Origin of the sequence: Pseudooceanicola spongiae (assembly GCF_014899185.1) — a bacterium.
In the GTDB taxonomy this organism is placed as follows: domain Bacteria; phylum Pseudomonadota; class Alphaproteobacteria; order Rhodobacterales; family Rhodobacteraceae; genus Pseudooceanicola; species Pseudooceanicola spongiae.
On the sequence record NZ_CP045201.1, the window covers coordinates 1,776,301 to 1,794,497 of the forward strand.

An 18,197-nucleotide genomic window follows, 5' to 3' on the forward strand; every position below is an offset into this window, starting at 1 on the left:
AAGACCTCCCATGTTTGCAAAACTCGAAACCTACCCCGCCGCCCTGTTGGAACTTGTCTCCGCGGCCAACACTGCCGCCAAGGCGATCCCGCCGCTGTTCCCGCTTTCTGCCAATGTCGCGGTGAATCCGTTCCTTGGCCAGGCAGGGGAGACGCTGGCGAACACCGCCGCGCGCTTGGCGCGGGTCGCGGGCGCACGGATAACACCGCCGCGCGCACATTGGGCCCGGAAGCTGGACGCAGGTGAAATAACCGAAGCGGATCTGCAGGATGCATTGGTTGCGGTCAAAAGACACTTCAACGCGCCCAACCTGCAAGAGGTCAAAGCCGCTCTGAAAGAAGACATCCTCGCGCCAAAGGCCCTTCCCACCGTGGCAGAGCTGGCGGCGGAAGTTTCAGGCATTGATTGGCCGGGGCTGATCGAAGACCGGATTGGCGCATGGGCCGCCAGTCATTTTGACCAGGGACAGGCGCTTTGGCCGCAAGCCGCCGCCGAAGGCCCTTTCAGAGCGTGGCGAGACTTCGCCGCGCGCGATCTGACGCCCGAGATCCACGGGCTGATCGGCTTTTGTGGCTTCGTCGCCGCAACGGACCGGTCGCATTGGCGCGCCATAGGCCGCGCTTCGGAGAAACTCGGCGTGACAAGCGCTGCCGCGACGACCGCGTTCCATCGCTGGCTCATGACGCTGGGCGGATGGGCGCAATATGGGCGCTATCTTTTGTGGCAGGCCGAATTGGACGGACAACAGGACAGCACAGTGACCGAGCTGTTGGCGATCCGCATGATGTTCGACGAAGCGCTGTTCGACCTTTACAAGGATCAGATCGCAGAGCGTTGGGCCGAAATGATCGCCGCGCATCAAACCCCTATCACCTCGTCAAAGGCACTTGTCGTTGATGCCGTTCTCCAGGACGCGGCAGAAAGGGCACAGCAGCGCATGCTGGCCGACAAGCTGCGCGCCGGGAAGCCGCGCATCGCCAAGGGCCGTCCCGACGTGCAAGCCGCGTTCTGTATCGACGTCCGATCTGAGGTGTTTCGCCGCGCACTGGAATCGCAGGACGAAAGCATCGAAACGATCGGTTTTGCCGGATTTTTCGGGTTGGCGAGCGCTCACAAGGCCGCCGGCTCGGATGTGAGCGAACTGCGCGGCCCAGTGCTTCTCAGCCCTGGGGTGACCTCGCAGGCTGCCGAATCCGACAAGGCCGATCACAACCGTCGCTACACAGCGCGAGCAAAGCGCGCATGGGGTCGGTTCAAGCTGGCTGCCGTTTCGTCATTCGCCTTCGTCGAGGCCGCAGGGCCGCTCTACGCAGGGAAGCTCGTTCGGGATTCATGGGCTCTGGACGGCAAGGCCGCGCTGGAACCCGCTCCCACGCTGGACCCGACAATAGACCTTGAAGCGCGCATTGGGATGGCAAAGTCGGTCCTGACAGCCATGTCGCTCACCGATAATTTTGCCCAGGTTGTTCTGTTGGCTGGCCACGGGGCCGACGTCACCAACAATCCGCACGAAAGCGCGCTGCAATGTGGCGCGTGTGGCGGCTACGCCGGGGACGTGAATGCACGGCTTCTGGCAGGCTTGCTGAATGATCCTGACGTCCAGCTGGGGTTGCGGGAAAACGGGATCGAAATCCCTTCGGACACGGTGTTTTTGCCCGCCCTGCATCATACGACGACCGATCAGGTGACCCTGTTTGAACAGGACGTCCCTCAGGGAAAACCGATCAACGGCCTCGCAGACCTCAAGACGTGGCTTGCAGCAGGCGGAAACCTCGCCCGTGCAGAACGCGCACAACGTCTGCCACGCGCCTCCGGCGCCGTGGCGGTCGCAAAGCGGGCGCGGGACTGGGCCGAAACACGCCCCGAATGGGGGCTGGCCGGATGCCGTGCCTTTGTAGCTGCTCCACGGCACCGCACCGACGGTGTGGACCTGGGCGGTCAGGCCTTCCTTCACACCTACGATTGGCGTCGCGATGAGGGGTTCGGCGTTCTCGAATTGATCATCACGGCCCCCGTGGTCGTCGCCAGCTGGATCAGCCTTCAGTATTACGGCTCCACCGTTGCTCCCGACCGGTTCGGTGGTGGGAACAAATTGCTGCACAATGTGGTGGGTGGTATCGGCGTTCTGGAGGGCAACAACGGCGCCCCGCGGCCGGGTTTGCCATGGCAGTCGGTTCATGACGGACACGACTTCCAACACGATCCGCTGCGCCTGTCCGTGATCATAGAAGCCCCGCGCGAGGCCATGTCCGTCATCCTGGAACGGCATCCAGAGGTGCGCGCGCTTTTCGACAACGGTTGGCTTCACCTGATCGCCATGGATGGCGAGGGCAAGCTGGCTTGGCGCTATCGTGGCGATCTGAATTGGTCCCGGTACGATGCGCAATCCGATGTTAAGCAGGTGATCGCAGCGGAATAGTCCGTCTTTCCAGCAGTACCGATACGACTTCATTCTGCTTCAACCGCAAGAGGCGTCGCTAAACGACGCCTCTTGTCGATGATTGAAATGACCTTCCACGAAATCGGTACCGAGATGAGTCAGTGCGACGGGTTTCCCTGAACGCGTATATCTCCGCTGTGGCCGCAGGCCATCGTTCTAGCAGGCAAAATGCTGCATCCCAGCGACAAACCGGCTAGAGTGGCTGGTCTGGGCCGGTTGCCCCGCCAGGGTTGACCGCGATCTGCAACTTTGCACTGTCTGCTTCCTGCGCATCTCTGCCGGCCGAGCGCCCTGCAGCATCAACGTCAACAGCACTCCCCGGCTGAGCATCCGCTTTGGGGATCGCAGCCTCTACATTTCGCGGCTGTGGCATGACTGACGCTGCACTTGGCACGGCCGTAGCGTTTGGGCTGCCTGCCGCCTCATGCCCACACACTACATCCCGGCTGTGTCGCCCTTCGCACAAAGACTGAGCGCTGCGCTGCTGCAAGGCCGCTCCCACCCCGGAGCGACCATGTTGAAATTGACCCAATGTGCTGTTGCAGTTCGGCACTTAGCTTCACAACAGTAGCGGCGGATATGATGCGCGCTTCGAACCTGCCGTTGCCGATGATTGCTCCATTTTCCGCCGCAGCGTTACCTGTATTGCCCGACATGCAAGTTTGTAGCGGAGTTCGCCCGAATGGTGACGCTGCGGCGCGGCTCTGTTGATAGACCGTTCGTGCCCGATAGGGGCCTCACGCCGTCGGCACCGTCCCGCCATCGATGACGTATTCGGTGCCGGTGATGGTCGCCGCACGGTCGGAGACAAGAAAGGCGATAAGGCTGGCAACCTCGGCGGGTTTTGAGGGGCGGCCGATCGGGATGCCGCCGAGGCTGTCCATGATGATGCGCCGTCCCCCGGCCAGGTCGGTGCCCGCATCGGCTGCTATGCGCTCCGCCAGGCGGACCGAAGCCTCGGTCTCGATCCAGCCGGGTGCCACGCGCACCACGCGGACCCCCTTGGGCGAGACCTCCTTGGACAGGCTCTTGCTGTACACCGACAGCGCAGCCTTGGCGGCGGCGTAGGCGGTCGTCGCCTCGGGCAGCGGCAGAATCCGCTGGATCGAGGTGACATGGACCACCACCCCCGCGCCCTGCGCGACCATGCCTGGCACCAGCGCGCGATCCAGGCGCAGGGCGGGCAGCAGGTTCTGGGCCAGTTCGGCCTGCCACTCCGCCTCTCCCAAGCTGGCGAAGCCACCGCTGGGGGCGGAGGATCCGCCCAACATGTGGACGATGATGTCCACGCCACCCATCCGGTTCTGCACGGCCTTGGCCACGGCGTCGCATCCCTCAAGCGTGCTCAGGTCCGCAGCAACGAAAAGATCGTCAGACTGCGCGCCGGATGGCTTGCGCGCCGTGGTCAGAACCTGCGCACCCAGCTCGCGCAACAGCGCCACGGTGGCTGCGCCCGCTCCTTTCGTGCCGCCGGTGACCAGGGCGCGCTTGCCTTTCAAATTCAGGAAATCCGACATCATCCGATCTCCAGATCACAGATGCGCTCACCTTTCAGCCCGAAGGTGAAGGTCAGCACCGCCGGGCTTCCAGGGAAATCGCCGGTGACCGTCGCTTGGACCACGGTCTTGCCGCCAGCCTCCGCCACGTCCATCGGCTCTGCGTGGTGGCGATACTTGGCCTTGGCGGCAAGCCACCAGTCGCGGATCGCCTGCGGGCCGTGGTGGCTGCGAGCCTCATCATGGACGATCGCATCGGGGCTGAACGCTGCGGCCAGGGCGTCACCGTCCTGTGGCGCCCGAGCCGTGAAGAATGTTTGGATTGGAGGGGGAAGGTGCATGGAAGTCGTCCTTTCGTGTCTTGTTCAGCAGCAACATAGGACTGGACTGTCATGGTGATAATCAGGATAAATTGGTATCTGTTGATGACAAAATCGGGATGATTATGGACAGTGGATTGAAGGGGCTTGAGGCGGTGCTGGCCATCGCGCGGCGCGGATCGTTCCGGGCTGCGGCGCTTGACCTCGGTGTCTCGACAACGGCGCTGTCGCATACCATTGGGCGCCTGGAGGCCACCCTTGGCGTGCGGCTGTTCAATCGCACGACGCGCAGCGTGTCGCTCAGCGATGCCGGGCACAGGTTCGTCGAACAGATCGCTCCCGCGGTTGCCGAAATTCGCATGGCCATGGAGACCGCGCAATCCCTGCGCCGCACACCATCGGGCCTGCTGCGGATCAATGCGTCGGTCCAGGCCGGGCGGGAAATTGCGCCGCAGGTTATGGCCTTTTTGCGTCGTTTCCCCGACATGCAGGTCGATCTGGTCACCGAGGGGCGGCTGGTAGACATCGTGGCCGAGGGCTTCGACCTGGGCCTTCGACCCGCCGATCTGGTTCCTCGCGACATGATTGCGCTGTCCTTGGGGTCACCGCAGCGCTATGCCGTGGTGGCTTCACCGGACTGGGTCGCGGCCAACCCCATGCCACTGACCCCGGCCGATCTGCCGCTGCAAGATTGCATCCGCGTGCGCCTGCCGAACGGCGCACTCTTCCCGTGGCAGTTCGAGCGCGGCGGTGAAACGGTGCAGGTCGATGCCAAGGGGCGCCTTACTCTGGACGAGGCCCTGATCGCCCGAACGGCCGTTCTGGACGGTGCGGGCATTGGCTTTTTCATCGAGCAGGACGTGGCCGATGACATCGCGGCTGGCAGGATGGTTCGCCTGCTGGAGGACTGGACCCCACCACGTCCCGGCTTCAGCCTGTATTACCCCGGCAGGCGGAACCCCTCTGCCGGGTTCACTGCATTTCTCTCCATGGTTCGTGAGGCCGCAGCGCGGAACGCGAAAGATGGCGGTGCGCGCTGAAGGACCAGACCTGACCTTCCCGTCGCACGCGCCGCCCGTCCTTCCTGCGAAAGCCTTTGCAGCCGCGGCGGTGATTATCACGCCAGCGAAGGTGCGATCTGTTCGCACTGGTACCCGGTAGCTTTGCCTGGATGCGCCTGCGATGTTCGTCACAGAAGCGGTTTCGGGTGCTCGCCTTGGTGCCGCCCGCCGCAAGTCCGGTCTGAACCCAAATTGACTATGATGCGGCAGCAAAGATAGGCTACCGAATAGATTTAACCGGAAGAGCGAAATCACTATGAAGATCTCTCGCTTGCAGCGTGACGACGCAGGAAGTTTGGTCGTTCTGGCGCGCGCGGTTCAACAGCTTCATGTCGAACATCAGCCGGACCGCTATCGTGCCATTCACGATGACGCCGAGCTTGAGCGTTGGATTGTGTCACACCTTGAACAGGAAGGTGCCATCGGCTTCTGCGCTAAAGTTGATCGTGAAGTCATTGGCTACCTCATTGCAATCATATCGAAAACCGAGGCGCACCCACTGCTTTCAAACCGCCGCATTGTAATTCTCGATGAGATCAGTGTTCATCCAGATCACCAACGAAAGGGTGTCGCTGACGCGCTTCTGGACACGCTCAAACGAGAAGGAAAAAGACAAGGTGCCAGTGCGATCCGGTCCAGCTACGCAAGCTTTAATGCATCGTCCAGCGCGCTCTTGCGCAAGCATGGAATGGTCCCCATGACGATCACTTGCGAAGGTCCTCTTTGATTTGCGGAATGTCTGCCAGGTCAGGTTTGCTTGAATGATGCAGCTGAGGCGAACGTCGACTTCTCAGCGCGCCGCCTCATCATGCAGCGTCGCTCTATTTGGTCAAAGGGCTGACTATACGGGGTCCTCACTCTGCGCCCACCTGCCGCACAGATCGGACAGGTTGCGGTCAGCGTCGAGCCCGTCATCACAGTGCGATGGAGTCTAGCGACCGTATTTGTCAGGCAGGTTGAGATGACCATTTCTGGCGAGGGTCACAAAGCGCGTTTGGAATCGTGACTCGCTTTCGTGCAACTGCCTTGACGGAAACCTCATGCGATTTTCTCTGGACCAAAATACCGCATACTGGCGGATCAGCAGCGGCTGAACAGCACGGCATATACCTTTTTATTCAATGCGTTCGGGGCAAGGCTCGTCCGGATCAGCTCGCTTGATGAAAGGCAAGATTGCCTGCTCTTGTGGCCACGGAAATGGCAGTAGAGGGCGGCGCGTCCGAAACCAGCAGGTCCACATCCGAGAGAGAGCCGAGCCGTACCAAGCCGCGGTGGCCGAATTTACTGCTGTCCACAGCGAGCAGGACCTTGCGGGATCGTCTCATGGCAGAGCGCACCGTTTCCACCTCTGCCTGGTCATCGTCGCCCAGGTCGCCTTCGTCGTCGATCCCGGAGACGGAAAGAATTGCCATGTCGAACTTGAAGCCCGAGATGAAGGACTGAGATTGTTCCTGGAAAACGCCGCCATCGACCTGGCGCACGAAGCCTCCCGGCACGGCGATGGTGAAATCGGTCACCTCGCTGAGATAGGCGGCGATGCGCAGGCTATAACTGACCACGCGTAGGTTCCGGCGACTGACGAGCGCGCGGGCAACGGCCTCGCAGGTTGTGCCGGTATCAAGGAACAGGGATGCGCCGTCCTCGACCAGCCCGGCCACACAGGCGCCGATCCGATCTTTGGCCTGAGCATTGCGGATGCGTCGACTGCGCAGCTCGCTCGGCTCAATCGAATTGGCAATCATTGCCCCGCCATGCAGACGGCGGAGCTTGCCGTGGCGCTCCAGTTCCATAATGTCGCGGCGTGCGGTCTGCTGGGTGACTGAAAATCGGCGCGCGATCTCGTCGAGTGAAATATAGCGCTGCGCTTCAAGTTGCTCCATCAGCAGGCGTTGCCTGAGGCTTTTCTTGTCTTCGCCGTCCATGTTCAGGGGCACCCATCTCGACCTCGGATGCAGGTGTTATCGCCTGCTTTCCGTCTCTTTTCCAATGAAATGGCCGCGGCAGTGTCCTGCCGCGGCCTGTCTCTGTCTTTTAAGAGGGATCAGAAATTCACTTTCAGGCTGGCAGCAACGCTGTTGCTTTGCCCCGCATCGCCAAAGCCTCCGGTGTAGCCGACCGAAAGCGCCGTGCTGTCGGTCAGATCGATGCCAACCGACAGGTTCACCTTGACCACGTCCTCGGCAAGGCCGGTCCCGCGGAGGGTGAAGGCGTCGCCTCCTGCGAAGGCCATGCTGGCACTCGGCGTGTTGGCGTCGAAGACGTGTTGCCAGCCAAGTTCACCAGACAGACGCACCGGGTTGGCCCCTTCCAAGACCAGTAGGTTCGCACGCATACCCAGTTCACCCACGGTCGCGTCGTAGTTGTTGCCCTGAACGTTCAGTGCCGCGGCACCGCCATTTTCCGTAGCGCCGCCGGTTTTGACCGAAACGCGGGCGATGTTGGCGTAGGGTTGCAGACCTGTCTTGCCAAGCGAGATGTCATAGGCAGCCTCGGCAAAGATCTGCGTCGTATCGGCGTCGTAATCTGCACTCAGTGTATCGGCGAAATCAGCAAAGGCGACGCCGCGCGTTGTGTCGATCTTGCTGTGTGTCCAGGTGATCCCGCCCGTGATCCGGGCCGCACCGAAGTCTCGCCCGCCGACGACGCCAAGGTTGCTGAAGTCGCTTTCCGATTTGCCATTCGCACCGTCCAGGCGGGTTGCGTCCTTGCCGAAACCGGCCATGGCGCCAAAGATCCATTCACCGTCCAGCATGCCGTTCACCCCGAGGAGGGTGCCGAAGGAGGAGCGGCTCAGGTCACTGGTCTCGCCGCCGTCGATATCGGACTGCCCGCCGTAGCTCTGCATCCAGAACGCCGGTTTTTCACTGCCTGTGTAGCTGCGCAGCTGCGAAAGGGCGTTGTCGCGCAGCTCGTTGCCCTGCGCGGCGAGCGAGGTCAGGGTGGCGGCATGCACCTCGCCCGAGAGCGCATCGAAAGCTAGATCGGCCGAGGTGGCATCCAGCATCACGACCTTGTCGAACAGCGCATTGTCGAAGCCGAGGCTTTCGACCCCTGCCGCTGTCGCGCGACGGTTTGCTGTTGTCGCGACCCGATCAAAAGCGGTGTCGTTACGCTCCAGCGTCAGAGAGACATCCTGCGTGCTGTAGCTGAGGGCAGCGTCAAGGAAGGCGAGAGACGAGGTAACGTCATCAAAGCGCCCCGCCACGGTGCCGCCGGATTTCAGCACGGTATAGCGTGTGCGCGGCGCATAGTCGCCCGCAGCGGCCAGCGCCATTGCCGTTCCGCCGCCGATCGAAATGTCGCCGGTGGCCGTGACAACGTCAGAGTCGCCCTGAGCGTTGACTTCGATCTCGAAGCGCGCACCGGGATCGATGGTCAGGTCGCCGTTGATCGTCAGGGCGCCGATACTGTTGCCAGCGGCCAGGGTGGCACCGTTGCCGACGGTCAGCGATCCGATCCGGCCACTCCCGCCGATTGCCGCCCCTTGCATCAGGCTCACGCCCGAGGATTTTTCGATTGACCCGTTAACGACCAGAAGGCCATTCGAGACGACAGTTGCGCCGGTATAGCTGTTGTCGGCCTCAAGCATCAGCGTGCCGTCGCCGCGTTTTTCCAGCGATCCGCTGCCCGAGATTTCCTTGCGGGCCACGACCGTAGCATCGGCGTCGCGGATATCGAGCCAGCCGCCCGTACCCTCAAGGCTGACTTCGCGATCCAGCGCTGTCATTTGCCTGCCCGAGATCGCGAGGCCACCGTTATCAAGGCGCAGTTTCGCCGCCGAGGTGCCGAGTGCGGCGTCTTCGTCCACGCGCACCGTCCCGCCGTCTTTGATCAGTGTCTCAGAGATGAAGCTGTGGTCGTCGATGCAATAGTCGCTGACGGCCTGTGCCAGACGCGCATCTGTTGTCGTGCAGTCCAGCAGGGTCTTCTTTTCGCTGTCGCTCAGCCAGTCGAGGATCGGATTGCCGTCCGCGTCCGACACCTGACCAAGGTAGACGTCGTTGCGCATGTTGTTGCGCGTCAGATAAAACTCACCCTCGGTCTTGTCGAAGGTGGTGGCTTCCTTGCTCCAGACAAGACGGGTCAGTTCGGTTTTATCGGCGGTTGTTTCGTATTCCAGTTTGGGGCCGATCCAGGCGAGGTCATGGGCGACAAGTTCATGATCCGAATAGGCTTTGCCGCTGGAAGTGACGTCGGTCTGGTCCAGCACGCCGGTGTAGGCGTCACCGTCCTGGTTGGCGATCGTCCACCACTTGCCGAAGGGACGTGACACCATGAAGTGGTCGATCGCGCCACGATCCCAGCTGGGCCAGGTGTTGGTGGCATCCTCTTCGACCGAGGTCCATGTCGTGCTGCCGTCACCAAGCGTATGGGGCGCGAAGTGCTCTCGCTGGGCCTCTGTCTGCAGCATGATGAAGTCATGCTTCATCTTGTTCATCGAGACCGGCAGGTTGTCCAGAATGGGGTACATCTCGTCCGCGAAGAGGGCATCCGGGATGTCGTCGAGTGAGAGTGACTTGCCCGTGTTCTCGGAGATGAATTGCGACATTGCGGCAGGCTCTACGGCATACTGGTCCAGCAGCGTGCCGTAGAAGCTGTTGCCCGAGCGCAGGTAGTTCTGCAGGATCAGCTTTTGCTGGCTGGCGCGGTTCAGGCCACGCTCGGAGACGTCAGCCGCGTTGTAGTCGCCGACCAGGACGACGGAACGGTTGGTCGACTTTGCCCACTCCGTAATGCCGGCCAGTTCCTTCAGACGCTGAACGGAGTCATCGTGGTAATCAAGGTGCACAGACCCGAAAACGGTTTCGGGAATGCCGTTGGCCGCATCCGTCGTTTGATAGGCGACGCCATCGCCGTTGGAGTTGGTCGCACCGGTGCCCGCCACGCGGCTCAGAACGCCGCTGTCACCGATTCTGGAAAAGGTGTATTCGCCCAGCCCGGCGTCGCGCAGACGCTGCTGAAGACCGGTCAGGTAGGTATCGTTGCGCAGTTCCTGAAAGGCGATGATATCATACCCTCCATCGACGAAGAGCGGCGTTATAGCGTCGAGATTGTTCCGGAACTGGTCTCCCCAGGTGTTGAAGCTGAGGACGCGGAGCGCACCGTTGGTCTGCGCCGTCGCCGGCGCGGCGAGCAGACCAGCAGCAGCGACACCGCTGAGCAGGGCAAGCCTGAGGGAGATGTGGGGACGGCGCAGCCCGTGCTGCGTTTCGGTCGAATATTTGGTCATTAGGTCCTGCGAGATTTATCTGAATGCGGGGCGGCGCTAGGGGCGCAGGACACTCCTGACCGATTCACGTGTCAGTTTTACAACATCATGTTAGTTATCTAACATTTTCCCCCTGATGCTTAGAGACGGCTGTGTTGCACGTTGATGATTTAGCTGGCGACGACGGCATCGATGCTGCATCTCGGACATGCAGGAGCTGGTGCGAACCATCCCCGATCTAAGCCGCGAACCGTTTTCGCAATGCTGATAATAGATGGGTAGCTCCCGGTCCGAGCACACGATCGCGGGCGTGAGCGGCAAAGATAGTCAAACCGTCGCGCGGCGCCGTGTCGTCCTGGATCTCCAGTTCGACGAGACGCCCGTCAGCCAGCGCATCGGCAACCAGATGCTCCGGCATCCGGCACCAGCCAAATCCCGCCAACACGAAGTCATAGCGTCGGTTCAGATCCGCAAACCGCCAGAGCCGCGCGCTGGCCAGGCCATAGTTCTGACCTGCGGGATCCACCGGGTCGGACAGCACGAGCTGTACATGCGGTTCGAGTTCGTGGGTCGACACCGGCCGCCGTACTGCGGCCAGCGGATGTCCTGCGCCCACGACTGGCCGCATCACGGTCCGTGACAGAGGATAGGCAACCAGATCATCTGGAACGCTTGGCAGCAATGTGCAGATCCCGAGTGCGGCGGATCCGTCACGCAGACGACGCAGCGACCCGCCCAGACCCTCTGTCGAGAAGGAAATGGGCAGATCGGGATAGGTCTGGCTCAGGTCGCGCAGGGCGTCGATGAACGGAGCACTGGCAACCAGCGGGTCGATGGCAAGCGCCAGTTCAGGCTCCAGCCCGCCCCGTTTGTTCGCAGCGACCATCTCGAACTGCGTGGCCCCGCGCAACACCAGCCGTGCCTGTTCGACCAACACGCGACCGGTCTCCGTCAGGGCCGGGCGATAGCCAGACCTGTCGAAAATTTCCACCCCCTGCACGGTTTCAAGGGAGGCGACGGACTGGCTGATCGCGGACTGGACGCGACCAAGGCTTCGTCCGGCAGCCGAAAAGCTTCCGGTATCCGCGATAGCCACGAGGACGCGCAGCTGGTCGAGAGTGAGCGCTCCAATCATCTCCATCTCCTTTTCAGATAGAGTTGATCATAATTTGATCTCTTCTGGAAGGGCGTGAAGAAATGTCATCCTGCGTGTCATGCCGGCCCCGCTCACCGGGCCGTTCACTGCAATCAAAGGATATCAAAATGCCCAAGCTTCTTGTGATCGAATCCAGCCCGCGCGGCGACGCATCGGTGTCACGCAACATGACCCGTCGCTTTGTCGACGCATGGCGCGCGGCGCATCCCGATGGCGACGTCGTTGTGCGTGACCTCATGAAAACCGACCTCACCTTCGTCACCGCGCCTTGGCTGCAAGCCTATTTTACCCCCCCGGATCTCCATACGACGGAGATGAAAGGGGCGCTGGCCCTGTCCGACGAACTGGTCGCCGAACTGCTGGACGCCGACGAGATCGCCATCGGAACGCCGGTCTACAACTACAATGTCCCTGCGGTGCTGAAGGCGTGGATCGACCACATCGTGCGCAAGGGTCTTACACTGGGTCATGACGGCAAGGGCCTCGTGACCGGAACGTCAGCCAGTATCCTTCTGGCGTCGGGCGGCGTATACACCGAAGGCTCGCCCATCGCGGCGCGCGACATCGCCACGCAATACCTGCGGCTGTTGCTGAATGTCATTGGTATCGAGGATATCACGTTCGTGGCAGGTGGCGGTGCCAAGGCTGTCGATCTTGGCGAATTAACGATGGATGCTTTCGTCAGCAGCATAGAAGGCAAAATCAAGGCAGCTGCTGCATGACGGTGAGCGGGACGGAAAGCGACTGTTCTGTCCCGGCCAATCTCGACCGGGCGATAGATTTCTCTTCGGGGATCTTGGGCTTTCAGGCCCAGACCCGGAGCGCCGACCACGTGGCGTTCCTCGGCGCGCCGAGGGACGACAGGGAGAGTGCGGTCGACCATGACCATCAAGGCAGAGCTCATCTGGCGACAGTCATGGGAAACGAGGCGCTAAGCTGAGATGGCGATCTTCGGATACATCAACGGCTTCTGCAATCCGCGCCGCCGACACGCAGCATTGGTCAGGAAAGGCAGAGGAAGTTATCGCGCGGAGCAGGCGCGAGGGCGGGTTGCTTCAGCCGGAATTGATGATCCGTCGCCGCCCATGTCTCGAAGTCTATTGCCCCGATGATCTGCGCGACGACACCGATCGGGTACTGGGGAGTTGAAAGCGCCTTCAGGACCTGGCGAAAAACCTGAGGGGAACCCGCCCAGAAATACAGCCTGCACGGTCTGCGTAAACTCGCGATCATCCGTCTCGCAGAAGCTGGCCGCAGCAACGCCGAGATCCAGGGTGTCACCGGTCAGAGTGCCGAAATGGTTGCCTATTTCAGAGCTCGCGCAAGCCGACGCGCCGTAAGCAGAGCGGCCTCGAGCCGCCGCACTGACTGGCGAAATAAATCCAAAACAAAAGGAGACTGTGTGAGTGAGGTGTGTGAGCAGACTGGCTCTCTTGCACTCGAAACCTGCCACCTTATGGTGCCCGCGGCGAGACACGAACTTGCACGACTAAAGCCTGAGGATTTTAAGTTGCTTAGAAATCCGTCGAGGTCAGTGGCTTGCGGGACTTATGCTCACACAAACAAATAAAGAACAAAATGAGGTTCGTGAGTTCTGGAAATTGGTCTCAATGAACGCACTGCTATGTGTCAGCGTGCCCAAGCACACAGCCGCCGCTGGTGCGCAGCGCATGGCATGTGTGGATGGCTCCTGCATAGCCAGACATTTTTGAAGTGATTTGTGCATTTGTCAGAAGCACTCATGTGTCCGGCCTGTTTGCGCGGTTTTGACCGCTGGCCCTCCCTCTCGGGACATTGCTGCGCAATGCCCTGCCGGGCAGTGGATGGGTTGCGCAAACCAAGTTCCTATCAGCTTAGCGGGTTGTTCCGCCCCTGCCATTCGGCGGAGCGTCTTGGTTTCGGCGGCAGACTTATGCACCATCATCTCGCAGGTCTTGTTAACTCGTTGTTCATTCTCCTTTAGGCAGCGTGTGGCGTGTGGGGTTCGTTGCGGATGGCGATTGCCCAGACAATCCTTGCCGTTTTGTTGGCCATAGCGACAGTTGCGACGCGCGCTGGCTTGCGTTCCAGCAGTGAGGTGATCCACTTGCTTGCGCGCTCGAGGTGCGACCGCGTTTGTCGGACAAGGGAGGTCATGCCGACGACGCGCAATGATCGTAAGCATTGATCACCCATCTTCGTGACCCGTCCGAGTGTCTCTTTCCCACCGCTGGATATATTCGCAGGTGTCAGACCCAACCATGCTGCGCATTCGCGGCCATTGCGGAACTGATGACCATCACCAATGCCGGCGATGATTGCCGAGGCGGTCACAGCGCCAACGCTTGGGATGGTGCGCAAAAAACGGACCCGCGCATCATCCTTTGCGACCTGCTTCAGGCAAGGGCGCTGCTTGTCCCCCGCGTCTGGTACGCCCCCTGCCCCTTGGACGCGACAACCTGACCGTCCACTACGATGGTCTGACCGCGCAGGATGGTGCGCACTGGCCAGCCGGTGATTTCCATCCCCTCGTAGGGCGTGTAATCCGAACCGTGGTGCAGGTTTTCCTGCCGGATCGTATCGGTGCGCGTCGGGTCCCACAGCGTGATATCCGCATCCGCCCCGATCACCAGCGCCCCCTTCTGCGGGTACAACCCATAGAGCTTGGCTGGATTGGTCGAGGTCAGCGCCACGAACCGCTCAAGCGAAATCCGGCCCTTGCTGACCCCTTCTGAAAACAGGATCGGCAGTCGCGTCTCGACCCCCGGAATACCATTCGGCACCCACTTGAACGATGTCCGGGCACGGGGGTTGTCCTTGCCGGTGCCCTCGCTGTTTTCAAAGAAGAACGGGCAGTGATCCGAGGAGAAGACCTCGAAGGTGCCGTCCCTCAGCCCCTCCCAGATCGCGGCCTGACTGTCGGCGTCGCGCGGCGGCGGAGAGCAGACATACTTCGCCCCCTCAAAATCCATGTTCAGCCCCTTCAGGTCATCGCGGGTCAGGGCGATGTACTGCGGGCAGGTTTCGGCGTGCACCTTCATGCCGCGCTTCCTGGCCCACTGGATCTGCTCCATCGGGTCGCGGCCAGAGACATGCACGATCATCACCGGCACATCGGTCAGCTGGGCATGGCTGATGGCACGGTGCGTCGCCTCACGCTCGGCAATCTGGTGATGCGCCTCGGCGTGGTAATAGGGGGCGGTCTTGCCCTGCTCCTCAAGGCGGCGAGTCATGTGCTTGATGGCATCGTGGCCCTCGGCGTGGACCATGACCAGCGCGCGTTCCCGCCGCGCCACCTCGAAAACCTCCAGCAGCTCGGCGTCGTTCAGCACCAGATCGTCATAGGTCATGAACACCTTGAACGAGGTATAGCCATCCCGCACCAGCGCCGGCAACTCCTGCCCCAGCACCTGCGGTGTCGGGTCGGAAATCACCAGATGAAACGATACATCCGTATAGCACTGCCCCTCGGCCTTGGCGTGATAGGCGCTGACGCAGTCGCGCAGAGAGCTTCCCTTGACCTGCATCGCGAAGGGCAGAACCGTGGTATTGCCCCCCGCCGCAGCCGAGCGCGTGCCGCTCTCGAAATCATCCGCCATGACGGTGCCGTCCGAGGTCGGCTGCGCCAGATGCACATGGGCGTCGATGCCGCCGGGCAGAACCATCAGGCCGGTTGCGTCGATCTCCTCCCGCGCGCCGGTGATCTCGGCGGCGATGTCGGTGATACGGCCGTCCCTGATGCCGATATCAGCGCGGAACCTGTCCGAGGCGGTGACGATGGTGCCCCCCCGGATCGCCAGATCATGCGGCGCGCTCATGCGGCGGCGGCCTGTTGCGAGATGATCTCGGACAGCGCCTCGGTCATCCGGTCAACCTGCGCCAGCGTATTGTAATGCACCATGGAGACACGCACCGCGCCACTGCTGTCCATCTCGCCCAGATCCTGCATCAGACGGCGAGAGTGGAAATCGCCGAAGCGGATCGCGATCTTGTAGGCATCCATCGCCTTGGCAATCGCCCCGGAATCCAGCCCCTCGACCTTGAAGGCGATCGTGGGCACGCGGCGCTCGTCAAAGCCGAGGCCGATCACGCGGCAATCGTTGCGGGCGTCCAGCCAGCTCAGCAGGCGCTGCGACAGAACCGCCTCCTGCGCCTGCATCGCGGCGTAGCCCGCCTCCAGCAGCTGACGCTTGTCACCCGCCCCGCCTGAGCGGCGCCCCAGTTCGGCCAGATAGTCGACCACACCGACGGTGGAATAGGCCAGCTCATAGTTGGGGTTGCCGGGCTCCAGCTTGCCGGGCACTTTGTCCTTGCCGTAGAAATAGTGGTACTGGCCGTCCAGATCCGCCAGCAGATCGTACTTGCCATAGAGGATCGCGGTGTGCGGCCCATAGCATTTGTACAGGCTGAAGACGTAGAAATCGACATCCCAGTCCTGCACGTCGATCGCCCGGTGCGGCGCATAGGCGACGCCATCCACGCAGAGCTTTGCGCCATGGTCGTGCACGAAAGCCGCGACCTCCTTGATCGGATTGACCCGGCCAAGGATGTTGGAGGCATGGTGCAGACAGACCAGTTTGGTGCGCGCGTTCATCAGCGGTGCGAGGTCCTCAAGCCGCATCGTCATGCTGTCCGCGTCCAGTGACCAGTTGCGGATCACCACGCCGTATTCGCGCAGCTCGTCCCAGGGGCCGATGTTGGACTCGTGATCAGCATGGCTGACGATGATCTCGTCACCGGGCTGGAACTGCCGCCGCATCGAGGCCGCAAGCGTGCGCATCAGCTGCGTTGTCGAGGGGCCGAAGACGATCTCATCCGTGCGCGCGGCATTCACCATCACCTGCGCCGCCTCACGGCCCAGCTTCAGCCCCTCGGCGGCGGCCAGCGACACCTCGTAGCTGCCGCCGGTCTGGACGTTGCGGTGGATCAGGAATTCGTTGATCCTGTCCAGCGCGCCCTGCACGATCTGGCTGCCCCCGGCGTTGTCGAAAAACACCCAGCCGGATGCCATGCCGGGGAAATTCGACTGCACGAAGTCCATGTCGATCACGTCTTTGGTCTCGGTCATATTCTGTCCTAAAATGCGTAAGTCAGTGGTTCAGCACGGCGCTGAGAAAGTTTCTGGTGCGGGCTTCCTGTGGTTGGCCCAGCACCTGTTCCGGCGATCCGGTTTCGATGATTTCACCGGCGTCCATGAAGATCACCCGGTCCGCCACCTGACGGGCAAAGCCCATCTCATGCGTCACCACGATCATCGTCACACCGGTCCCGGCAAGCGATTTCATCACGTCAAGCACCTCGCCCACCATCTCCGGATCGAGGGCCGAGGTCGGCTCGTCAAACAGCAGCACCTGCGGCTCCATCGCCAGCGCACGGGCAATGGCGACGCGCTGCTGCTGACCGCCTGACAGATGCTCGGGGTACTTGTCGGCCTGTTCGGTGATGCCGACGCGGGCCAGCAGGCGGTCGGCCTGCACAGCGGCCTCGGCGCGCGTGGTGCCGCGCACCCGGCGCGGGGCCAGCATGACATTCTCGCGCACGCTCAGATGCGGGAACAGGTTGAAACCCTGAAACACCATGCCGACCTCGGCGCGCACCTTGGCCAGCGACCGCCCTGGGATCACCGGCGTGCCATCGACGCGGATCTCGCTCTCGGCCTCGAAATCCTCCAGCCGGTTGATACAGCGGATCAGGGTCGACTTGCCCGACCCCGACGGCCCGATGACACAGACCACCTCGCCCCGCTCGATCTCCAGATCAATGCCGCGCAGCGCCTCATAGGCGCCGTAGTATTTGCGCAGATTGCGAATGCTGATGGTGCCGCTCATACGCGCCTCCCCGAATTGAAACGCCGCTCAAGATAGGACACCAGCAACACCAGCGGCCACAGGAACGCGATATAGAGGATCGCCGCGCCAATCAGCGGCGACGGGTTCGCCGTCAGCGCCTGCATCTGGGTCGCCTGCTTCAAAAGGTCCGGCATCGCCACGACCGAGGCCAGAGCCGTGTCCTTGACAACGTTGATCGAATTGTTGGTCAGCGGCGGGATGACGATGCGCACCGCCTGCGGCAGCACCACATCCGTCATGGTGCGCTGCGGGCTGAGCCCGAGGGCCGAAGCCGCCTCGAACTGGCCTTTCGGGATCGCTTCGATCCCGGCGCGAAAGATCTCGGCCGTATAAGCGCCCGACACCAGCGTCAGCGCCGCCAGCGCCGAGGCAAAGGACGACAGCCGCAGCCCCAGAAACGGCAGCGCGTAGTAGATGACGATCAGCAGCACCAGCAGCGGGATCGAGCGCAGCACATCGATATACATCCGCATCGCGATGCGCACCGGCGCCACCGCATACATCCGCAGCATGGCGACGATCAGCCCGACAATCAGCCCGGCCACAATACTCGCCGCCCCCAGCTGCAGGGTCAGCCAGAGGCCCTGCAACAGCATGGGCAGGCTGCGCTGCAGCACGGCAAGGTTCAGAAAGGTATCAAAAAAGTCCATGGGGGTCTTTCATTGGCTGGCGCGGGCCATACAGCAG

13 protein-coding genes and 2 pseudogenes are annotated in these 18,197 nt (G+C 61.8%); 5 read left to right on the forward strand and 10 right to left on the reverse strand.

Going from position 1 to position 18,197, the window contains the following annotated elements; genetic code table 11:
* The first annotated feature begins 10 nt into the window (after window positions 1–10).
* A complete protein-coding gene (locus F3W81_RS08445) occupies window positions 11–2,419 on the forward strand; it encodes a YbcC family protein (RefSeq protein ID WP_193083158.1) in 2,409 nt (802 codons plus the stop codon).
* Window positions 2,420–3,177: 758 nt separating this feature from the next.
* On the opposite strand, the gene F3W81_RS08450 is transcribed toward F3W81_RS08445, so the two are convergent.
* Together F3W81_RS08450 and F3W81_RS08455 are read right to left on the reverse strand one after the other, a co-directional pair.
* Complete coding sequence (locus F3W81_RS08450; protein WP_226941917.1) at window positions 3,178–3,960, reverse strand: SDR family oxidoreductase; 783 nt, start codon at window positions 3,958–3,960, stop codon at window positions 3,178–3,180.
* A complete protein-coding gene (locus tag F3W81_RS08455; RefSeq protein WP_193083160.1) occupies window positions 3,957–4,277 on the reverse strand; it encodes a nuclear transport factor 2 family protein in 321 nt (106 codons plus the stop codon). The genes F3W81_RS08450 and F3W81_RS08455 overlap by 4 nt, the downstream gene beginning before the upstream one ends.
* 104 nt (window positions 4,278–4,381) lie before the next feature.
* On the opposite strand from F3W81_RS08455, the gene F3W81_RS08460 reads away from it, so the two are divergent.
* The gene (locus tag F3W81_RS08460; RefSeq protein ID WP_193083731.1) at window positions 4,382–5,296 is read left to right on the forward strand and encodes a LysR family transcriptional regulator; all 915 of its coding nucleotides are present in this window, start codon (window positions 4,382–4,384) and stop codon (window positions 5,294–5,296) included.
* Window positions 5,297–5,573: 277 nt separating this feature from the next.
* Window positions 5,574–6,044: a GNAT family N-acetyltransferase gene (locus F3W81_RS08465; protein WP_193083161.1), complete on the forward strand. Its 471-nt coding sequence runs from the start codon at window positions 5,574–5,576 to the stop codon at window positions 6,042–6,044.
* Between the two features lie 421 nt (window positions 6,045–6,465).
* Here F3W81_RS08465 and F3W81_RS08470 read toward each other — a convergent pair whose 3' ends face one another.
* From F3W81_RS08470 to F3W81_RS08480, 3 genes are all read right to left on the reverse strand, one after another.
* Complete coding sequence (locus F3W81_RS08470) at window positions 6,466–7,239, reverse strand: DeoR/GlpR family DNA-binding transcription regulator (RefSeq protein WP_193083162.1); 774 nt, start codon at window positions 7,237–7,239, stop codon at window positions 6,466–6,468.
* Between the two features lie 119 nt (window positions 7,240–7,358).
* Window positions 7,359–10,547 carry an autotransporter domain-containing protein gene (locus F3W81_RS08475; RefSeq protein ID WP_193083163.1) on the reverse strand — a complete coding sequence of 1,063 codons (3,189 nt, stop codon included), beginning with the start codon at window positions 10,545–10,547 and terminating at the stop codon, window positions 7,359–7,361.
* 217 nt (window positions 10,548–10,764) lie between these two features.
* The gene (locus F3W81_RS08480; protein WP_193083164.1) at window positions 10,765–11,661 is read right to left on the reverse strand and encodes a LysR family transcriptional regulator; all 897 of its coding nucleotides are present in this window, start codon (window positions 11,659–11,661) and stop codon (window positions 10,765–10,767) included.
* Between the two features lie 128 nt (window positions 11,662–11,789).
* Between F3W81_RS08480 and F3W81_RS08485 the strand changes: the two genes are divergently transcribed.
* Window positions 11,790–12,404, forward strand: coding sequence for an FMN-dependent NADH-azoreductase (locus F3W81_RS08485; RefSeq protein ID WP_193083165.1), 615 nt, complete (start codon window positions 11,790–11,792; stop codon window positions 12,402–12,404).
* A 162-nt stretch (window positions 12,405–12,566) separates the two neighbouring features.
* A pseudogene (locus tag F3W81_RS08490) lies at window positions 12,567–12,683 on the forward strand (IS3 family transposase); the annotation flags it as partial.
* Window positions 12,684–13,641: 958 nt separating this feature from the next.
* Here F3W81_RS08490 and F3W81_RS08495 read toward each other — a convergent pair.
* The 5 genes and pseudogenes from F3W81_RS08495 to F3W81_RS08515 form a co-directional block, all read right to left on the reverse strand.
* Window positions 13,642–14,022: pseudogene (locus tag F3W81_RS08495) on the reverse strand (transposase); the annotation flags it as partial.
* A 35-nt stretch (window positions 14,023–14,057) separates the two neighbouring features.
* Window positions 14,058–15,479, reverse strand: coding sequence for a dihydropyrimidinase (gene hydA, locus F3W81_RS08500; RefSeq protein WP_193083166.1), 1,422 nt, complete (start codon window positions 15,477–15,479; stop codon window positions 14,058–14,060).
* On the reverse strand, window positions 15,476–16,729 hold the full coding sequence (locus tag F3W81_RS08505; RefSeq protein WP_226941919.1) for an aminotransferase class V-fold PLP-dependent enzyme: 1,254 nt from the start codon (window positions 16,727–16,729) through the stop codon (window positions 15,476–15,478). The genes hydA and F3W81_RS08505 overlap by 4 nt, the downstream gene beginning before the upstream one ends.
* A gap of 22 nt (window positions 16,730–16,751) precedes the next feature.
* Window positions 16,752–17,489 (reverse strand): amino acid ABC transporter ATP-binding protein, encoded by a 738-nt coding sequence (locus F3W81_RS08510; RefSeq protein ID WP_193083167.1) that lies wholly within the window; start codon window positions 17,487–17,489, stop codon window positions 16,752–16,754.
* On the reverse strand, window positions 17,486–18,160 hold the full coding sequence (locus F3W81_RS08515) for an amino acid ABC transporter permease (protein WP_193083168.1): 675 nt from the start codon (window positions 18,158–18,160) through the stop codon (window positions 17,486–17,488). Before F3W81_RS08515 ends, F3W81_RS08510 begins: the two co-directional genes overlap by 4 nt.
* Window positions 18,161–18,197: the final 37 nt, after the last annotated feature.